Source organism: Kitasatospora sp. UYEF31 (assembly GCF_057291755.1).
The window spans coordinates 62,677-78,092 of the sequence record NZ_JBXAWK010000015.1; the positions used below are offsets into that span (position 1 = coordinate 62,677).

At 66.8% G+C, this 15,416-nt stretch carries 10 protein-coding genes and 1 CRISPR repeat array (1 of these 11 running past the window's edge); of the genes, 3 read left to right on the plus strand and 7 right to left on the minus strand.

Annotation, left to right across the window (positions count from 1 at the left end; genetic code table 11):
- Positions 1 to 6: 6 nt before the first annotated feature.
- Both AC0Z36_RS10355 and AC0Z36_RS10360 read right to left on the minus strand, forming a co-directional pair.
- Entirely contained in the window at positions 7 to 1,236 is a 1,230-nt protein-coding gene (locus AC0Z36_RS10355; RefSeq protein WP_485462464.1) for a DUF349 domain-containing protein, read from the minus strand.
- Positions 1,237 to 1,342: 106 nt separating this feature from the next.
- A complete protein-coding gene (locus AC0Z36_RS10360) occupies positions 1,343 to 2,173 on the minus strand; it encodes a peptidylprolyl isomerase (protein ID WP_485462465.1) in 831 nt (276 codons plus the stop codon).
- 251 nt (positions 2,174 to 2,424) lie between these two features.
- Between AC0Z36_RS10360 and AC0Z36_RS10365 the strand changes: the two genes are divergently transcribed.
- From AC0Z36_RS10365 to aspS, 3 genes are all read left to right on the plus strand, one after another.
- On the plus strand, positions 2,425 to 3,123 hold the full coding sequence (locus tag AC0Z36_RS10365) for an MBL fold metallo-hydrolase (protein WP_485462466.1): 699 nt from the start codon (positions 2,425 to 2,427) through the stop codon (positions 3,121 to 3,123).
- A 10-nt stretch (positions 3,124 to 3,133) separates the two neighbouring features.
- The gene (gene hisS, locus AC0Z36_RS10370) at positions 3,134 to 4,405 is read left to right on the plus strand and encodes a histidine--tRNA ligase (protein ID WP_485462467.1); all 1,272 of its coding nucleotides are present in this window, start codon (positions 3,134 to 3,136) and stop codon (positions 4,403 to 4,405) included.
- A 109-nt stretch (positions 4,406 to 4,514) separates the two neighbouring features.
- Positions 4,515 to 6,284: an aspartate--tRNA ligase gene (aspS, locus tag AC0Z36_RS10375; protein ID WP_485462468.1), complete on the plus strand. Its 1,770-nt coding sequence runs from the start codon at positions 4,515 to 4,517 to the stop codon at positions 6,282 to 6,284.
- Positions 6,285 to 6,554: 270 nt separating this feature from the next.
- Here aspS and cas6e read toward each other — a convergent pair whose 3' ends face one another.
- The 5 genes from cas6e to cas3 form a co-directional block, all read right to left on the minus strand.
- Complete coding sequence (cas6e, locus tag AC0Z36_RS10380) at positions 6,555 to 7,250, minus strand: type I-E CRISPR-associated protein Cas6/Cse3/CasE (RefSeq protein ID WP_485462469.1); 696 nt, start codon at positions 7,248 to 7,250, stop codon at positions 6,555 to 6,557.
- Complete coding sequence (gene cas5e / locus AC0Z36_RS10385; protein WP_485462470.1) at positions 7,250 to 7,996, minus strand: type I-E CRISPR-associated protein Cas5/CasD; 747 nt, start codon at positions 7,994 to 7,996, stop codon at positions 7,250 to 7,252. Before cas5e ends, cas6e begins: the two co-directional genes overlap by 1 nt.
- Positions 7,993 to 9,171 (minus strand): type I-E CRISPR-associated protein Cas7/Cse4/CasC, encoded by a 1,179-nt coding sequence (gene cas7e / locus AC0Z36_RS10390; protein WP_485462471.1) that lies wholly within the window; start codon positions 9,169 to 9,171, stop codon positions 7,993 to 7,995. The genes cas5e and cas7e overlap by 4 nt, the downstream gene beginning before the upstream one ends.
- Before the next feature lie 22 nt (positions 9,172 to 9,193).
- The gene (gene casA / locus AC0Z36_RS10395; protein ID WP_485462472.1) at positions 9,194 to 11,563 is read right to left on the minus strand and encodes a type I-E CRISPR-associated protein Cse1/CasA; all 2,370 of its coding nucleotides are present in this window, start codon (positions 11,561 to 11,563) and stop codon (positions 9,194 to 9,196) included.
- A gap of 479 nt (positions 11,564 to 12,042) precedes the next feature.
- Positions 12,043 to 14,865, minus strand: coding sequence for a CRISPR-associated helicase Cas3' (cas3, locus tag AC0Z36_RS10400; RefSeq protein ID WP_485462473.1), 2,823 nt, complete (start codon positions 14,863 to 14,865; stop codon positions 12,043 to 12,045).
- A 224-nt stretch (positions 14,866 to 15,089) separates the two neighbouring features.
- Positions 15,090 to 15,416: direct repeats of the CRISPR family, unit length 28 nt; unit sequence GTGGTCCCCGCCCGCGCGGGGGTTGTCC (it continues 555 nt past the right edge of the window).

The following is a 15,416-nucleotide window of genomic DNA, read 5'->3' on the forward strand; positions in this document are numbered from 1 at the left end:
CCCCGTTCAGCCGGAGAACTCCTCCAGGGCCTTCTGCGCCTCGGCCAGCCACTCGCCGCGCGCGACGATGGAAGCCTCAGCCTCCTTGACCTTGCGGTCGTTGCCCGCCGTACGGGCCTTCTCGGCCTGCACCTGAAGCTTGTCGATGGCCGTCTGGAGCTGGTCCACCGCAGCTTGCGCGCGGGCCCGGGCCTCCGGGTTGCTGCGCCGCCACAGGTCCTCCTCGGCGTCCCGGACCTCCCGCTCGACCGCGTTGAGCCGCGACTCCAGCTTCGGCTTCGCGTCCCGGGGGACGAAGCCGACGGCCTCCCAGCGCTCACTGATCTTGTTCAGCGCGGCTTTGGTCGCCTTGAGGTCCCTGATCGGCAGGAGCGCCTCAGCCTCGACAAGCAGGGCCTCCTTGAGTGCCTGGTTGTCCTGCTGCTCGGTGTCCCGCTCCGCGTACACGGCACTGCGCGCGGCGAAGAACACGTCCTGCGCGGCCCGGAACTTCGCCCACAGGAGGTCCTCGACCTCGCGCGGCGCCCGGCCCGCGGCCTTCCACCGGTCCATCAGCGTCCGGTAGTCGGTCGACGTGCCCGACCAGTCGGTCGAAGCCGACAGCGCCTCGGCCTCGGTGACCAGCTTCTCCTTGACCTTGCGGGCCACGTCGCGCTGCTCGTCGAGCTCCGCGAAGTGCGCCTTGCGGTGCTTGGCGAACTGCGAACGCGCCAGCGAGAAGCGGTTCCACAGCTCGTCGTCGGCCTTCTTGTCCAGGCGCGGGATCGCCTTCCACGCGTCGACCAGACCACGCAGTCGCTCACCGACCGTCTTCCAGTCGGTGCTCGAAGCCAGCTGCTCGGCCTCGGCCGCGATCTTCTCCTTGGCGACGTGCGCGTCCTGCTGCGCCTTGGCCTTCTGCGCCTTCTTCTCTTCGCGGCGCTCGGCGACCACGCCGGTCAGCGCGTCCAGGCGGGCCGTCTGCGCGGCCAGGTCGCCGACGGCGTTGGCCTCCGCGAGCTCCTTGCGCAGGCGGGTGATGTCCTCCTGCGCCTCCTTCGGGTCACGTGCCCCGGTACGCACCGCGCGCACCAGCAGGTCGATCTTGACCACCAGGCCCTCGTACTTCTTCACGAAGTACGCCAGCGCCTCCTCGGACGTGCCGCCAGGCAGCGAGCCGACCTGACGCTCACCGTCGGCCGTCCTCACATAGACGTTGCCCTGCTCGTCGACACGCCCCCACGGGTCGCTGCTCACAGCGGCCTCCCTTTCGCATAACCAGAATGCGGCGCACTCTACACAGGACGTGAGAGGGACACCGGTACACGGACGGCCAGGCCGGGCCGCCCGGCCCGGCCCGGCCTCACTTCTTGCTGACGGTCACACTGTTGAGGACCACAGTCTCGTGCGGTGCGGTCGTCCCCCTGGCGTCCGGGGCCTCGATACCGCCGGCGGCGATCTTCTCCAGGACGTCCATGCCGCCGCTGACCTTCCCGAACGGGGTGTACTGCGGCGGCAGCTGACTGTCCTTGTAAACCAGGAAGAACTGGCTGCCGTTGGTGTCCGGACCCGAGTTGGCCATCGCCACCGTCCCGGCCGGGTACGTCGCACCCGTCAGGTTCTCGTTGGCGAACTGGTAACCCGGACCACCGGAGCCGGTGGCCGTCGGGTCACCGCACTGCAGCACGTTCAGCCCGCCCTCGGTCATCCGGTGGCACTTCGTGTGGTCGAAGAACTTCTTCCCGGCCAGGAACGCGAACGAGTTCACGGTCTTTGGGGCCTTCTCCGCGTTCAGGTCGATGGTGACCGGCTCGCCGCAGTTGGTCTTGAGGACCATCTGGTACGACGCCTTCACGTCGATCTCCATCGCCGGCTCCTTGTCGAAGCTCAGCTTCGCCGGCTCCCCAGCCTCCGGGGCGGCGCACTGCTTCGGCTTCGTGTTCGCCGCCGGCTTGTCGGACGCGGTCGGCGCCGGCGACTTCGCGGCGGCCGGAGTGGTGTTCGTCTTCTTGTCGTCACCCATCAGGGCGACCCCGCCCCAGACCGCCGCACCTGCGACAAGACCGACACCGGCCACCGCGGCAATGATCTTGTTGCGGCGGAACGCGCGCTGCTGGGCGACCGTACGCTTCTGCGTCTGGCGCTCGTACTTCTCACGAGCCAGCTGGCGCTGGCGCTGCTGCTTGCTGACCACCGGAGGCACTCCTGGACTGGTTACCGGACGACATGGTGCGGAGGGAACTGCCCCAGACCCTAGGGACAAGTGCCGCGACCTGCATAGATCCCTGAAGGAATCGAACAGTGCGAAGCTCGCGGCCAGTGTAGGCACGCCACCTGCTAACCGGTTCGCATCACCCGCCCGCGCGCCGGTAGGCTCGTGTCAGGTTTCCCACGTCCGCCGTAGTCCGGCGGACTTTTCCCCCTACGCGGCAGTGAGGCAGAGAAGTGATCGTCGCCGGTTTCCCCGCGGGCTCCTTCCAGACCAACTGCTACGTCGTCGCCCCCGCCGAGGGCGAGGACTGCATCATCGTCGACCCGGGCCAGAACGCCTTCGAAGGCGTCCAGGAGATCGTCCGCAAGAACCGCCTGCGGCCCGTCGCCGTCCTGCTCACCCACGGCCACCTCGACCACATGTGGTCCGTCGTGCCGGTCTGCGCGGACTACAAGGTCCCCGCCTGGATCCACCCCGACGACCGCGAGCTCCTCGCCGACCCGGGGAAGGGCATCTCCGCGGCCATGAAGCAGCAGGTGTTCGGCGGCATGACGTTCCAGGAACCCGACGACGTACGGGAACTCAGCGACGGCGCGCACCTCTCGCTCGCGGGCCTGGAATTCACCGTGCGCCATGCGCCCGGCCATACACGGGGGTCGGTGACCTTCGGCACGGACACCGCGCAGGGCGACATCCCGCCCATCCTCTACAGCGGTGACCTGCTCTTCGCCGGCTCCATCGGACGCACCGACCTCCCCGGCGGCGACTACGCGCAGATGCGGCGGTCGCTCGCCAGGGTGGTCCTCCCGCTCCCGGACGAGACCGTGGTCCTGTCCGGGCACGGCCCCCAGACGACGATCGGCCGCGAACGCGCCACCAACCCGTACCTCCAAGAGCTGGTGCCGGGCGCAGGGCCGCACCGAGGAATGTGAAGTCTTAAAAATGAGTACGTTCAGCTCCCCCAAGGGCACCCCCGACCTGCTGCCGCCGCAGTCGGAACTCTTCAACCGCATCCGCCTCCAGTTCGGCCTCGAACTGCGCGACGCCGGCTACTCCTACATCGAGACGCCCGTCTTCGAGGACACCGCGCTGTTCAAACGCGGCGTCGGTGAGTCCACCGACGTGGTCTCCAAGGAGATGTACACCTTCACCGACCGCGGCGACCGTTCGCTGACGCTGCGCCCCGAGGGCACCGCGGCCGTCGTCCGCGCCGTGCTCCAGCACAACCTGCAGGCCGGCCGGCTGCCGGTGAAGCTGTGGTACTTCGGCCCGTACTTCCGCTACGAACGCCCCCAGGAGGGCCGTACACGGCAGTTCACCCAGGTCGGCGCCGAGGCGATCGGCAGCGACGACCCGCTGGTCGACGTCGAGATGATCGCGCTCGCCGTCGAGTGCTTCCAGAAGCTGGGCCTCACCGACTTCACCCTGCTGCTCAACTCGCTCGGCTGCCGCGAGTGCCGTCCGGTCTACCGGGACAAGCTCGTCGCGTTCCTGCGCGGCCTCGACCTCGACGAGGCGACCCGGGCCCGCATCGACATCAACCCGCTGCGGATCCTCGACGACAAGCGCGAGGCGGTGCAGGCGCAGCTCACCGACGCGCCGCTGATCATCGACAACCTGTGCGCGGCGTGCGAGACGTACCACGCCTTCGTGAAGTCGATGCTCGACGAGCTGAAGATCGACTACGTGGACGACCCGAAGCTCGTCCGCGGCCTGGACTACTACAACCGCACGACCTTCGAGTTCGTGCACAACCGACTCGGCTCGCAGTCCGCCATCGGCGGCGGCGGCCGGTACGACGGTCTGTCGCAGGACCTCGGCGGCCCCGACCTGCCTTCCGTCGGCTGGGCGCTCGGCGTCACCCGGACCATGCTCGCCATGGAGCGGGAAGGCCTCACCGACAACGCCGGTGTCGACGTCGACGTGTACGGAGTCCCCATGGGTGAAGCGGCGCGCCGTACGGTATTCAAAATCGTCAACGAACTGCGGGTCGCCGACATCCCCGCCGACATGGCCTTCGGCGGCAAGGGCCTCAAGGGCTCGATGAAGGCCGCGTCGCAGTCCGGCGCGCGCTACGCCGTCATCGTCGGCGAACGCGACATCGCCGAAGGCGTTGCCCAGCTCAAGGACCTCTCCTCCGGCGACCAGCAGTCGGTCCCGCTGGACCAGGTGGTCGCCGAGCTGCGCGGCCGCCTCGAAGTCCTCGGAGGCTGACGCCGTACGGGACCACTGGAACGGGCCGGAACCGGCCCGTTCCGGCCCGCTTCAACCTGCTTCAGCCCGTATTCTGAACGCAATTTCCCGCACCCCTAGGAGCCCTGTAGTGATCCGCACCCATGAAGCCGGCACGCTTCGCGCAAGCGACGCCGGGACCACTGTGACGCTGGCCGGCTGGGTGGCCCGGCGCCGCGATCACGGCGGCGTGGCGTTCGTGGACCTGCGGGACGCCTCGGGCAGCGCCCAGGTCGTCTTCCGCGACCTGGACTCGGTGCACGGCCTGCGCTCGGAGTACTGCGTCAAGGTCACCGGGAAGGTCGGCGTCCGCCCCGGGGGCAACGCCAACCCGGACCTGCCCACCGGTGACATCGAGATCGTCGTCGACGACTTCGAGGTGCTCAGCGAGGCCGCGCCGCTGCCGTTCCCGATCGAGGAGTACACCCCCGGTTCGGTGAACGAGGAGGTGCGCCTGCGCTACCGCTACCTCGACCTGCGCCGCGCGCCGATGGCCCGCGCGATGAAGCTGCGTGCCGAGACGACGCGGATCATCCGCGAGGTCATGGCGCAGGAGCGGTTCCTGGACATCGAGACGCCGTACCTGACCCGGTCCACGCCGGAAGGCGCCCGCGACTTCCTGGTCCCCGTCCGGCTGCAGCCGGGCAGCTGGTACGCCCTGCCGCAGTCGCCCCAGCTGTTCAAGCAATTGCTCATGGTCGGCGGCATGGAGCGCTACTACCAGATCGCCCGCTGCTTCCGTGACGAGGACTTCCGCGCGGACCGCCAGCCGGAGTTCACCCAGCTCGACATCGAAGCCTCGTTCGTCGACCAGGACGACATCATGGCGCTCGGCGAGAAGGTCGTCGCCCGGGTCTGGCAGGAAGTCCACGGCTACGAGATCCCGCTGCCGCTGCCGCGGATGCCCTACGCCGAGGCGATGGCGCGGTACGGCTCGGACAAGCCGGACACCCGCTTCGAGGTCGAGCTGAAGGATCTCACCGCGTACTTCGAGGGCACGGAATTCCGAGTCTTCCAGGCTGAGTACGTGGGTGCGGTCGTCATGCCGGGCGGCGCCGCGCAGGCACGTAAGCAGCTTGACGGTTGGCAGGACTGGGCGAAGTCGCGCGGCGCGCGCGGCCTGGCATACGTCCTGATCGACGCCGAGACCGGCGAGCTGCGCGGCCCCGTCGCGAAGAACCTGTCGGAGGCACACCTGGCCGGCCTGGTCGAGGCCTCGGGAGCTTCCCGCGGCGACGCGATCTTCTTCGCGGCCGGTCGTCGTACGGCTTCGCTCGAACTGCTCGGCGCGGCCCGTCAGGAGATCGCCAAGCGCTGCGACCTCATCGACGAGAGCAAGTGGAACTTCCTCTGGGTCGACCAGTTCCCGATGTTCGAGCCCATCGAGGACGACAAGGGGAACCAGACCGGGTGGCATGCTATCCACCACCCCTTCACCGCGCCGACCGCCGAGTGGACCGACACGTTCGACAAGAACCCGGGCGAGGCCCTGTCGAACGCCTACGACCTGGTGCTCAACGGATCCGAGATCGGCGGCGGCTCGATCCGTATCCACCGCCAGGACGTCCAGAAGCGGGCGTTCGACGCGATCGGCCTCTCCGAAGAGGAAGCGGAGTCGCAGTTCGGTTTCCTGCTGGACGCCTTCGCTTTCGGCCCGCCGCCGCACGGCGGCATCGCGCTGGGTCTCGACCGCCTGGTGACGCTTCTTGGTGGTTACGACACCATCCGCGATGTGATCGCTTTCCCGAAGATGGCAAGCGGCAGCGACCCGCTGACCAGCGCACCGACGCCGATCACCCCGGCGCAGCGCCGCGAGGCGGGCGTGGACGCGAAGCCGAAGACGGCGGAAGACAAGAACTGACAGGTAGTTGAACGGACGGCCCCCGACCTCGTGTGAGGTCGGGGGCCATCTGTGTCGGCGCACCCTGCGTGGGCGGGGAGCACGGCGGCTACGACACCATCCGCGACGTGATGGCCGGAATACCTCCGCGTAGGCGGAGACCACGCCCCGCCCCGGACTTGAACCAGAGTGAATTCCGGAATACCTCCGCGTAGGCGGAGACCACACTTCCTGACCTGCGCCGCGCTAGCGCCTCTGCCGTTTATTGACCGAATTTCAGGCCGCAAACGATCACTCCAACCTGGCCAGCGTCATCAACCCGCACCCGTACGCCCGTGCCGGGCCCAGCCCGTTCATCAGCGTTCTGCGCAGCGCTTCGGCATCCGTGACCTCCAGCGCGCCTTCGTACGTCACCCGGGCCATCGTGACCCTGGTGTCCTTGGCTTTGTTGAACCGGACTTTCGCGCGCTCCCGCAAATGCAACTGAAGCGGAACATCCCCATCCGGACCCGGAGCCGACGAGGGCAGGATCCGGAACCCCGCCCGCTCTGACTGCTCAAGTAGCCAGCCCGTCTGCTGCGCCGCCGTCACGTGCTCGAATCGTTTCCCGCGACGCTTGTCGTCCTGCCCGCGCCGGTAGTGCACCGGATTGGCCGTCAGCCGGAACGCGAACGTGAGGCCGGGTTTCAGCTGACCGAGGAGCGGCCCGTACGGCTTCGCCTCCCACTGCGGCAGGTCCGCAGCAGGCCAGCCGGCCGCCTCGATGACATGCGTCAGGTCGGGTTTCTGCGGCGACATCAGCAACAGTGCGGGGCGGTGCGGGTTGTCCGCGTCCAGCCGCCACAGCACCCGAGCGTCGGGGCTGTGTACGATCGGCTGCTCCGGGAAACCGGCGAGGACACACGCGTGCATGGCCTGCGGGCTGCTGAGCAGTTTCTGTGCACCGCCTCGACGGGGGTTCAGGAACGCCCGGGTCAGGTAGGTCATCAGGCACCGTTCCGGTTGAATTCGGCAAGCAGGCTGAGCGGATCGTGCGGTGTCGGCGAGACCGTCAGATGTCTGATCGACCGTGTGGCGAACCGGCGTTCCCACGGTGGTGAGGGCAGCACGATGTCGGCGACGGAGTCGAGCCCGGCCGGGTCCTCGATCTGGATGGCCAGGGAAACCGGGGCCGTCCGGCCCGCACTTTCTTTGGCCGACCCGCGCCACGGCACGTCATGCAGGACTTGCTCAAGATCCTGGTCGTGCTCGACCCCGACGAGCACCCGCCCGGCCGGCGGGCAGGACCGACGCCCGAGATACAGCGGAAAACGTGGACGGCGTACGGCCGACGCACACGCGTCTACGGACTCCGCGGGTCCTTCGAATGCCGCGATGAACACGGCATCCTGCAGGTAGTGCCGACGCGTCACTTTGGTCGAGTCGGTTACAGAAAGCCGGTTCCCGGATGCCGTCGGCAGCCGGCCGGTCCACTTCCCGAGCGGGTCGGTCTGGGAGGCCCCACTGACAGTGTGATAGTCGGTCAGCGGCTCCCCGGGCTGGTCACTCCGTACGCCGAAACGAAGGCTGAACAGGTCCGCGAGGTCACTTCCACGCGGTCGGCCCAGTGCGGCGGCGAGCAATCCGACGACACCCGACTTGGTGGGGACCAGTGCCGTGTCGCGGGTCATATTGCGTTCCGAGACGCCCCAGGACTGTAGGGGAGCGGCAAGGCGGAGGACGAGGACACTCACGATTCCGCCACGGGCACGGGGAACAGCCGCCGGGCCGCGGCTACCGTACGCTCGATCGCTTCCGGGAACTTGACGGGCCGCACCTGCGACTCGGTGCCCTTCAGATCGGCTTTTAGCTGCTCCGTCAGCCGTGCGGGGCACACCAGCACCGATTCGGCCGGGGCGTCGTCGAAAGTGTTGTCCTGCTCGTTTCCATAGCGAAGGAGTTCCACCACCGACGCGGCAACGAGCCCCCCGACGTCCGCCTGTACAGGCCTTTCGAACGCACCGACCAGGTTCACCGGTTGATCCGTACGCACTTGGATCTGGATGAAGTCGGGACGGGTGCGGTTGGCGAAGGTGTTCTGCTTGCCGGTCGGCATCGACAGGGCGAATGCCCGGAGAAATCCTCCGAGGATCTCAACGGCACGCTCGACTTCACCGTCGAGGTTGTGCAGCAGTTCGGTCAGATCGACCGTGGCGTAGCGGTACAGCGTCGCAGAATTGAACTCGACCGAGCCGATCATTCTGGCGCTGGACCCGCTGTCCCCGTCCGGTTCATCGTCCACGGCGGTGAAATAGTCGAATTCCAGCTCCACCTTGTGGGTCGAGAGCGCGTGCGCGACCTGGCAGGCTGCGTCCACGTTGGTGTGCGGATCGTCGGCGACCATCCGTCCGAACAGTGCGACGGCGCCGGGGTGGCCGGTGATGCCGAGTTCGGCGAGTTTGAGGTTGGCGACGATAGCGGTGATTGTGTCGTTGTCGGCTCCGGCCAGTGCGTCAGCCTCACCGACAAGCCTGCCGACCACCCGGTCGATCTGCTGCTCACCCAGGAACAGCAGATACTCCGTCACCGGCCGGGCCGCTTCGCCCTTTTTGGGTTTGGCTGCCTTCACTTTGAACATCGATGCGGCTGCCGCGAGACCGATCGCGTCCGCACGGTCCGCCAGCGACGGCTCGGCTTCAGCCACGCGGTCGGCGATGACCTGGGGGAGCCGTTTTGTGCGCGTTCCGGCCTCCCCGGCGAGGTCCGGCGATTCCTTGAAGGAATTCCGTACGGCCCGCTTCCACGCCTGGGACGACACCCTGGCGCGCGGAACCCCGCCGTACCGGGCGGTTTTCGGGCTCCCGGACTCATCCCTGTTGATGTTGGACGGCGGTACGTTCTGGATTACGTGGATATCGACGAACGGCATGTCCGGCCCCCGGTCGGTGGTGTCAGTAGAGAGTCGAGGCGGAATCGTCCCCGCCATCAGGCTGGACCGGCGCAGGAACGGCCGGTGTGGACTCCCCGGGTGATTCCGGGGGAGTACGGGTAACTTTCGGCGCGCGATAGAAATCGGCGCCCCAGGTGCTGCGGATCTTCTGGCGCAGTGCGGAATCGGGCCAGGCAGCGAGTGCATCGGCCAGCTGGATGTAGTCAAGGCGGATACCTTCTGCGCGCATCAGCATTACGGCACCGCGCAGATGGCCGGTCAGTTCGCCGGGTTCGTCGGCGGTCACGGCATTCAGGAACTTCCGTGTTGTCGGGCCGTCTTTCGGAACCGGGTTCGGATCGCGCGCTTCGGCCAGTTTCCGCATGGCAGTCCCGAATGAAGGGCCACGTTCCTGATGGGGTGACAGGTCGGACCGGAAACCCTGGAGGTGGTGGGCGAAAAGCGAGGTCGCGTGATGGACCGCGTGGTCCGCGCGGGTTCTCCAGGCGTCGTTGTCGGCAAGTTTCTCCGTGACCGGAAAGACGAGTGGCCACATATCCTTTACTTCAAGGGGCGCTTTTCCCAGCCCCTTTCGGCAGGCAGCGGCCGACGCGGAACTTTCCGCGACCCGGGTGAGCAACAGGGACAGCTGAACATGCCAACCACCGTGGGTGGCGGCCAACAGGCCGGACATACGCGGTGAACCTCCTGGTTCATTGGACGGCCCGAGAAGTTTGTTCAGTCGCCGGTGAAAGATCGTGAGTGCGACGGCGGAAGAGAGCAGGATCTTCTTCCCGCCGACTTCGGCGAGACGCCCACGGACTGCATCCGGGGGTGCCTGGGCAAAGGCGGTATCCGCCAACGGGCTGATGCTGTCCCGCACTTGATGGACCCACCGGGCGAGAGCGCCGTCCGTCGGTGCGGTGCCCGTTGACGACATCGTGTCGACGACGGTGAGCCATTCCCGGAACGAGCCGTCGAGGGCGGCGTAGAAAGATGTCCGGGCCTGTGCGCGCGCGGCGTCGATGGTCGAGGATTCCCGGTCGCCGGCGGCTCGCGACAGATCGGCGACGAGGTCGGTCAGCAGATACACAGCCGACTCGGTGGACTTCACCGCGTTGAGTACGACGCCGTGCCATGCCTGGTCCACAGTTTCCAGTACAGCTAGCGGCAACGGGATTTCGTCGGTGTACGCATCATCGAAGACCGCGCTCTGTGTTCCGTAGAACATGCCGACCGCCCGCAGCCGCACGGGAACCGCCGATACTGCTTGCTTGACGGAGGGTTCCGCCAGTTGCTGCAGCACTTGGGGCCGACGGCCCGACTGGCCGGTCTTTTCGGCAAGCGCGAGCGTCGATTGCAGCCCGCGCCACAATTGCCGTTCCGCCCGGTGCTGAACCGGCCAATAAGTGTCCCGGCCGTGTTTCTTCGACAGATTCGCGCTCAACTGCCAGGCGGTGTGCGGCTCCAGCCCGTACAACGCCGGTATGTCGAGGCGGTCCCCAGCTGTGAGCACGACGGCCGGAACCCGCCATTCCTGACCGTCCCAGACGGGTCGCAGCGCGATCCTCCGGGCGGGCCAGGTGTACAGCTCCAGAAGACCGGCGGGGCGGGGAACGGTGTCCCACTCTGCTGTCAGCGGTTTGTCACGTTCCCAGACCGGCAGGTCGTCGCTGCTCGTCCGGGTGCCGTCGAGCACCAGGAGATTGAGCATCAGAGTGTGCCAGAGGGTGGGACCGACCGGGGAGACGAAGCCGAGCTGGCCGAGCGGCCCGGTCGGATTCCCGGTGGTTTTACCGGCTTTGGCCCTTCCGTCACCGACCGCACCGGTCTTGATCGTGGCGGTGTCATAAGCCTGTGTGTGCAACAGCCAGCGGGCCGCTTCAGCAGCGCCGAGCGGAGGGGGTCCGGAGTCGCGCCGTGCTGAGAACAACGGCACATTGTTGCCGGTGGCCAAGGACGGGATGAGCAGTGCGGCGCTTTTTGTCTCGCTGCTCAGCGCCTGGAGACCCGGAACCTGAAACAGAGCGTCACGGCCGAACAGGTTGAACTTGTGCTGCCACTCGTCGAGGTAGCCGGATATGCGCTTCGTCGGGAAACCGCGGCCTGCGTTGTGCCCGCCGGGGCCGTAATTCCACAGCTCGTTCCACTCTTTGAGGTCGGCAGGCCCACGTTCGCGGCTTTTGCCGAGGGCCGAGTGAAGCAGTGCGAGGAGCAGTCGTAGTAAGGGCGGGTACTGCGTCGGCACGTCGGGAGTCAGATCGCGGATGGTGTGTGCGTCGACGAGGATCTGACGGATCGAAAGTTCGTAGGCGCGTCCGTCAACGCCGATGGCGGGCAGCCAGGGGGAATCCACCAGATCGAAGTGCGGTACGCGGTACACGTCGGACACCGAACGGCTCCTGACTTCTGATGTGTGGGCCGACAGGACGCGTAGTGGCGACGCTGCGCCCCGTCGGTTGGAGCTGTGTCAGCGCGGAAGGGCCAACAAGGAGACCGCCAGCGCCGCTACGAATGAGGTCAGCACGAGCAGCCCCTGCGTAGTGATTTTGATGCTGATGAGAATCCCGCCTCCGAGTCGGATTTGGCTCTCGATGAGTGGAATGCTCGATTGGTTCCTTGCCATGATGTCCCCTTGATCGCGGAATCAGTCGGCAGTGATCAGGCGTACAGAGAACCCCGGCGCGGGCCGGGACGAGCGGTCCATGGATCCCTGTGCGCGGAGCACCCCCGCAGTGGCGGTCGGGGACGACGCCTGATGGATAGTGAGATTATGAGTACAATGTGCGACTGTCGAGTAGTACGGACCCAGGAATCCCAGTGCGCTTGAGGTTGTCTCCGGCGGGCGAAGATCGCTCAAACGTGCGGCGATCACGAGTGGGACTTCAGCCCAGTTCCCGGGTCATAGGTGTACCCCTTGTCGCCCAGGTGTGCGCGACCGTCCTCGTCTGGCAGGAGAAACGCTCGCGCTTTGGTCAGCGCAGGACAGTCCCTCCAGGCTGAAGGCCGGAGCTCCACTTCCCGGTAAGCCGCCGAAGCCCCCACCGGCAGCCGTACCGACTGATCCAGGATCACCTCGGCGAGCTCGTCGTCCGGCACCTCAGAAAGTGTCACCGTCCGACGCTCGTTCTCCGGACCGGAGACCGTCCGCACCACGTCAGGATCCGCCGTCCGTCGCAAGAGGACGACCTCGACGGTCGGTTCGCCGTCCCGTACGTGGGACTGGACGGTCGGATCGTCCTCGTCCACACCGTTCCTGCCGTTCCGGTGGAGCGCGCCGAGATGGTCGACCGAGGTGGGGCCGGGCAGGATGATCCCGCCTGCGGAGCGCGCCTTCTTGGCGATTCGTACATCGGAAGCGCGCCGGGCGCCGGTCAAGGCGGACTGCCAGTCCGCCGGGCCCAACAGGGCATCACCGTAAACGAGTTGCACCAATTCCGCGATATCGCCGGGAAGCCGGATCTCCGTACGGCCCCGCAACGCGAGAAAAGTGCGCCACAGCAGATGCGTTCCGTATATCCACTCCGAGCCGACAGGCAACCCTGGGGGTTGCCCGGACCGCTCGGTGAACCCGGCGATCAGCATCAGGGGGTTCTTGTCGAACCCTGGAGCACGGTCGTCGCGTTGATGCCGGTGAACCCGGCCGAGACGCTGGAGCAGGAGGTCCACGGGGGCGAGATCGGTGACCAGAACATCGAAATCGATATCCAGGGACTGTTCCAGCACTTGTGAACCAACGGTGATATATCCCGGCCTGTTCTGCTGCTGAGACCCGAAGTTCTCAACCAGCCACTGGTCGCCGCTCCGGCGATCCGCATCGGTGAACCGCGCGTGGAACTGCCGGACTCCGAGGATGTTGTGCCCTGACCCGCCGGCGCAGGCAAGCCTCTTCGCGGTTTCCTGAACTTTCCCTACGGTGTTCCGGATCACCAGAACCCGCGCACCTGAGGCAGCCATTTCAACGATGCGGCCGATCAGGTCGGAGCTGTCGTCTTCGGAAATCCACTCAACTCCGGCCGACGGCTTTTCATCGGGCGTAGCGGAAGAAGGTTCCGCAATGGCGGTACTGGCGGCTGGAGTTGCGATTTCCGTTGGCTTCACCCAGGGCTTCCAGTCGTCATCCCAGTCGTAGGGAGCCAGCTCAGGTTCGGTGCGCTGTTGTGGTGCGTCAATCCAACTGACCAGCGGGTAGCCTGCGGTGGTCACGGTGACCCGATTTCCGGCGTACGCCGACATCAGCTCTTCGCGGGCCTGCGCGGGCAGAGTGGCCGAGAGCAGGATGACCGGCACTCGCGCCGCACCGAGCCAGGCCAGCGCGCTGTTCAGGATTGTGGACATGTAGGCGTCGTACGCGTGAACTTCGTCGATAACGACGACCTTGCCGATCAGGCCCAGATGTCGCAGCGAAACGAACCGGATGGAAACGCCCGCATAGAGCAATTGGTCGACCGTCCCGACGACAACAGGGGACAGCAGCTGACGATGACGCACCGTCAGCCAGCTCGATGCGGCCGTTCCGCCGTCACATTCGTCGATTCCGACACCGCCGGCCAGAAGCTGCCGGAAAACGGGCTGTCGTACGGCTTTCCCGTGGGCCAGCGCCACGTTCGTCTTCCCCTGCTGTCCGTCGAGCCACTTCACCACCCGCTCGAACATCTGATTTGAGGTCGCCTGGGTCGGCAGCCCGATGAACAGACCGTGCGCACCGGTCTTGGCGGCGAGAACCTCGGCGACGGCGAGCGCTGCCTCGGTTTTCCCTTCACCCATGGGTGCCTCAATGAGCATCAGCCCGGGACCAGTGGTGTGTTGTGCGATTTCGAACGCGACTCGTTGGACGGGCCGGGGACTTCTGCCCGGGTGGTTGCTGAAAAAACGCTTACGGAAGTGCTCAGTCACGCCTGCGGATTCGGAAGCGGGATCCGGGAGCCAGCCTCCCTTCCATCGGGTGAGTTCCGGCAGCGGGACGGGAGTCGGATAGCCGGCGGGCATTCCATGGGTAAACGGAAAGGCGGTCTCGTTACTCGCCAGCCAGTCAGCAAGGGTGACCGCCCCGGCGAGCGCGGATTGTGCGGGCAGCGAAGGCGTGGCAACTGAGCGCCAGCGGTCCGGTTCGGCACCCGTCAGTCGGGTGAACGTCAAAAACAGTTCACGGCGTACGGATTCCCAGTCGGCTTCCCCGATCCCATGGGGGTCCGCGAATGCCTCGGCTGCGGGGAACACGCCGTGGTGACCACCCACCACCATTGCGGGCCACAGCGCTGCATCCGTACTCCAGCCGTCATCCTGAAGTGACCGCAACAGCGCTTGGCCGGAGATGTGCCCGTGGGGGCGGGCAGTTACAGGCACGGAGGGGAGTGGAAGCCCAGCACGCCGGATCGGCCCCAGATGCGGAAAACTCTTGGTGGCAAAGGAAATAGAGCATTTGCCGAGGTCATGCAAGGCCGCGAGCCAGCAGTAGCGCTTGCGGCCTTCCGCAGGACCGCCGGAGAGGCCGGACGACAGCAGCTCGCGGGCTGCGGGCGTGAGCATTGTGTCCCACACCCAGCCGGCGGTGACCACCGAATCGGCCATGTGTGCGGGCAGTGGGTGCCACGCGTGATCGGGGATGCGCGGATCACGGCTGAACTTCCCGGTCTTCGCCCAGACCGCTTCGGCGGCGGGGGAGAAGGGCGTGGCGGCTTTCGGTTCGGTCACGGCCCCATGTCTATCAGTGACCGCCGACAACGGGTGGCGGAACCGGCGTAGATCCGTCGATGGTGAGTACCGGTGTTATCGTCCGTCGGGTGTTGCTACGCCGGATTGTTGATGGTGGATCAGGTTCTGTTCTGCCGAGTGGAGAGTTGACGCAGCCTTCTCCAACCGTGTAGTCGGTGAATGTAAACGAGGCAACCGGCTGGAGGGGGCGCAGGTCAGGAAGTGTGGTCCCCGCCCGCGCGGGGGTTGTCCTGCCGTCTCCTAGTACGCCCGGCGAGCCCAATGGTGGTCCCCGCCCGCGCGGGGGTTGTCCCGAACGCCTACAGGCGGCCGAGAGCGACTTCGGGTGGTCCCCGCCCGCGCGGGGGTTGTCCCCAGGATCTGGGGGGCCATAGGAGTCCTCTCACGTGGTCCCCGCCCGCGCGGGGGTTGTCCGCGAAAGGGCGACGCCCCGTTCCAGATCGCCAGGTGGTCCCCGCCCGCGCGGGGGTTGTCCTCCCGCACGGTTCACGAGGTGCCCGTGCCGTTCGTGGTCCCCGCCCGCGCGGGGG

What these genes read in the sequence shown, in the direction of transcription:
- hisS (WP_485462467.1), top strand. Translation starts at nt 3,134, where the DNA reads ATGAGTACGTTCAGCTCCCCCAAGGGCACCCCCGACCTGCTGCCGCCG.
- cas6e (WP_485462469.1), bottom strand. Translation starts at nt 7,250, where the DNA reads ATGACCTACCTGACCCGGGCGTTCCTGAACCCCCGTCGAGGCGGTGCA.
- cas7e (WP_485462471.1), bottom strand. Translation starts at nt 9,171, where the DNA reads ATGCCGTTCGTCGATATCCACGTAATCCAGAACGTACCGCCGTCCAAC.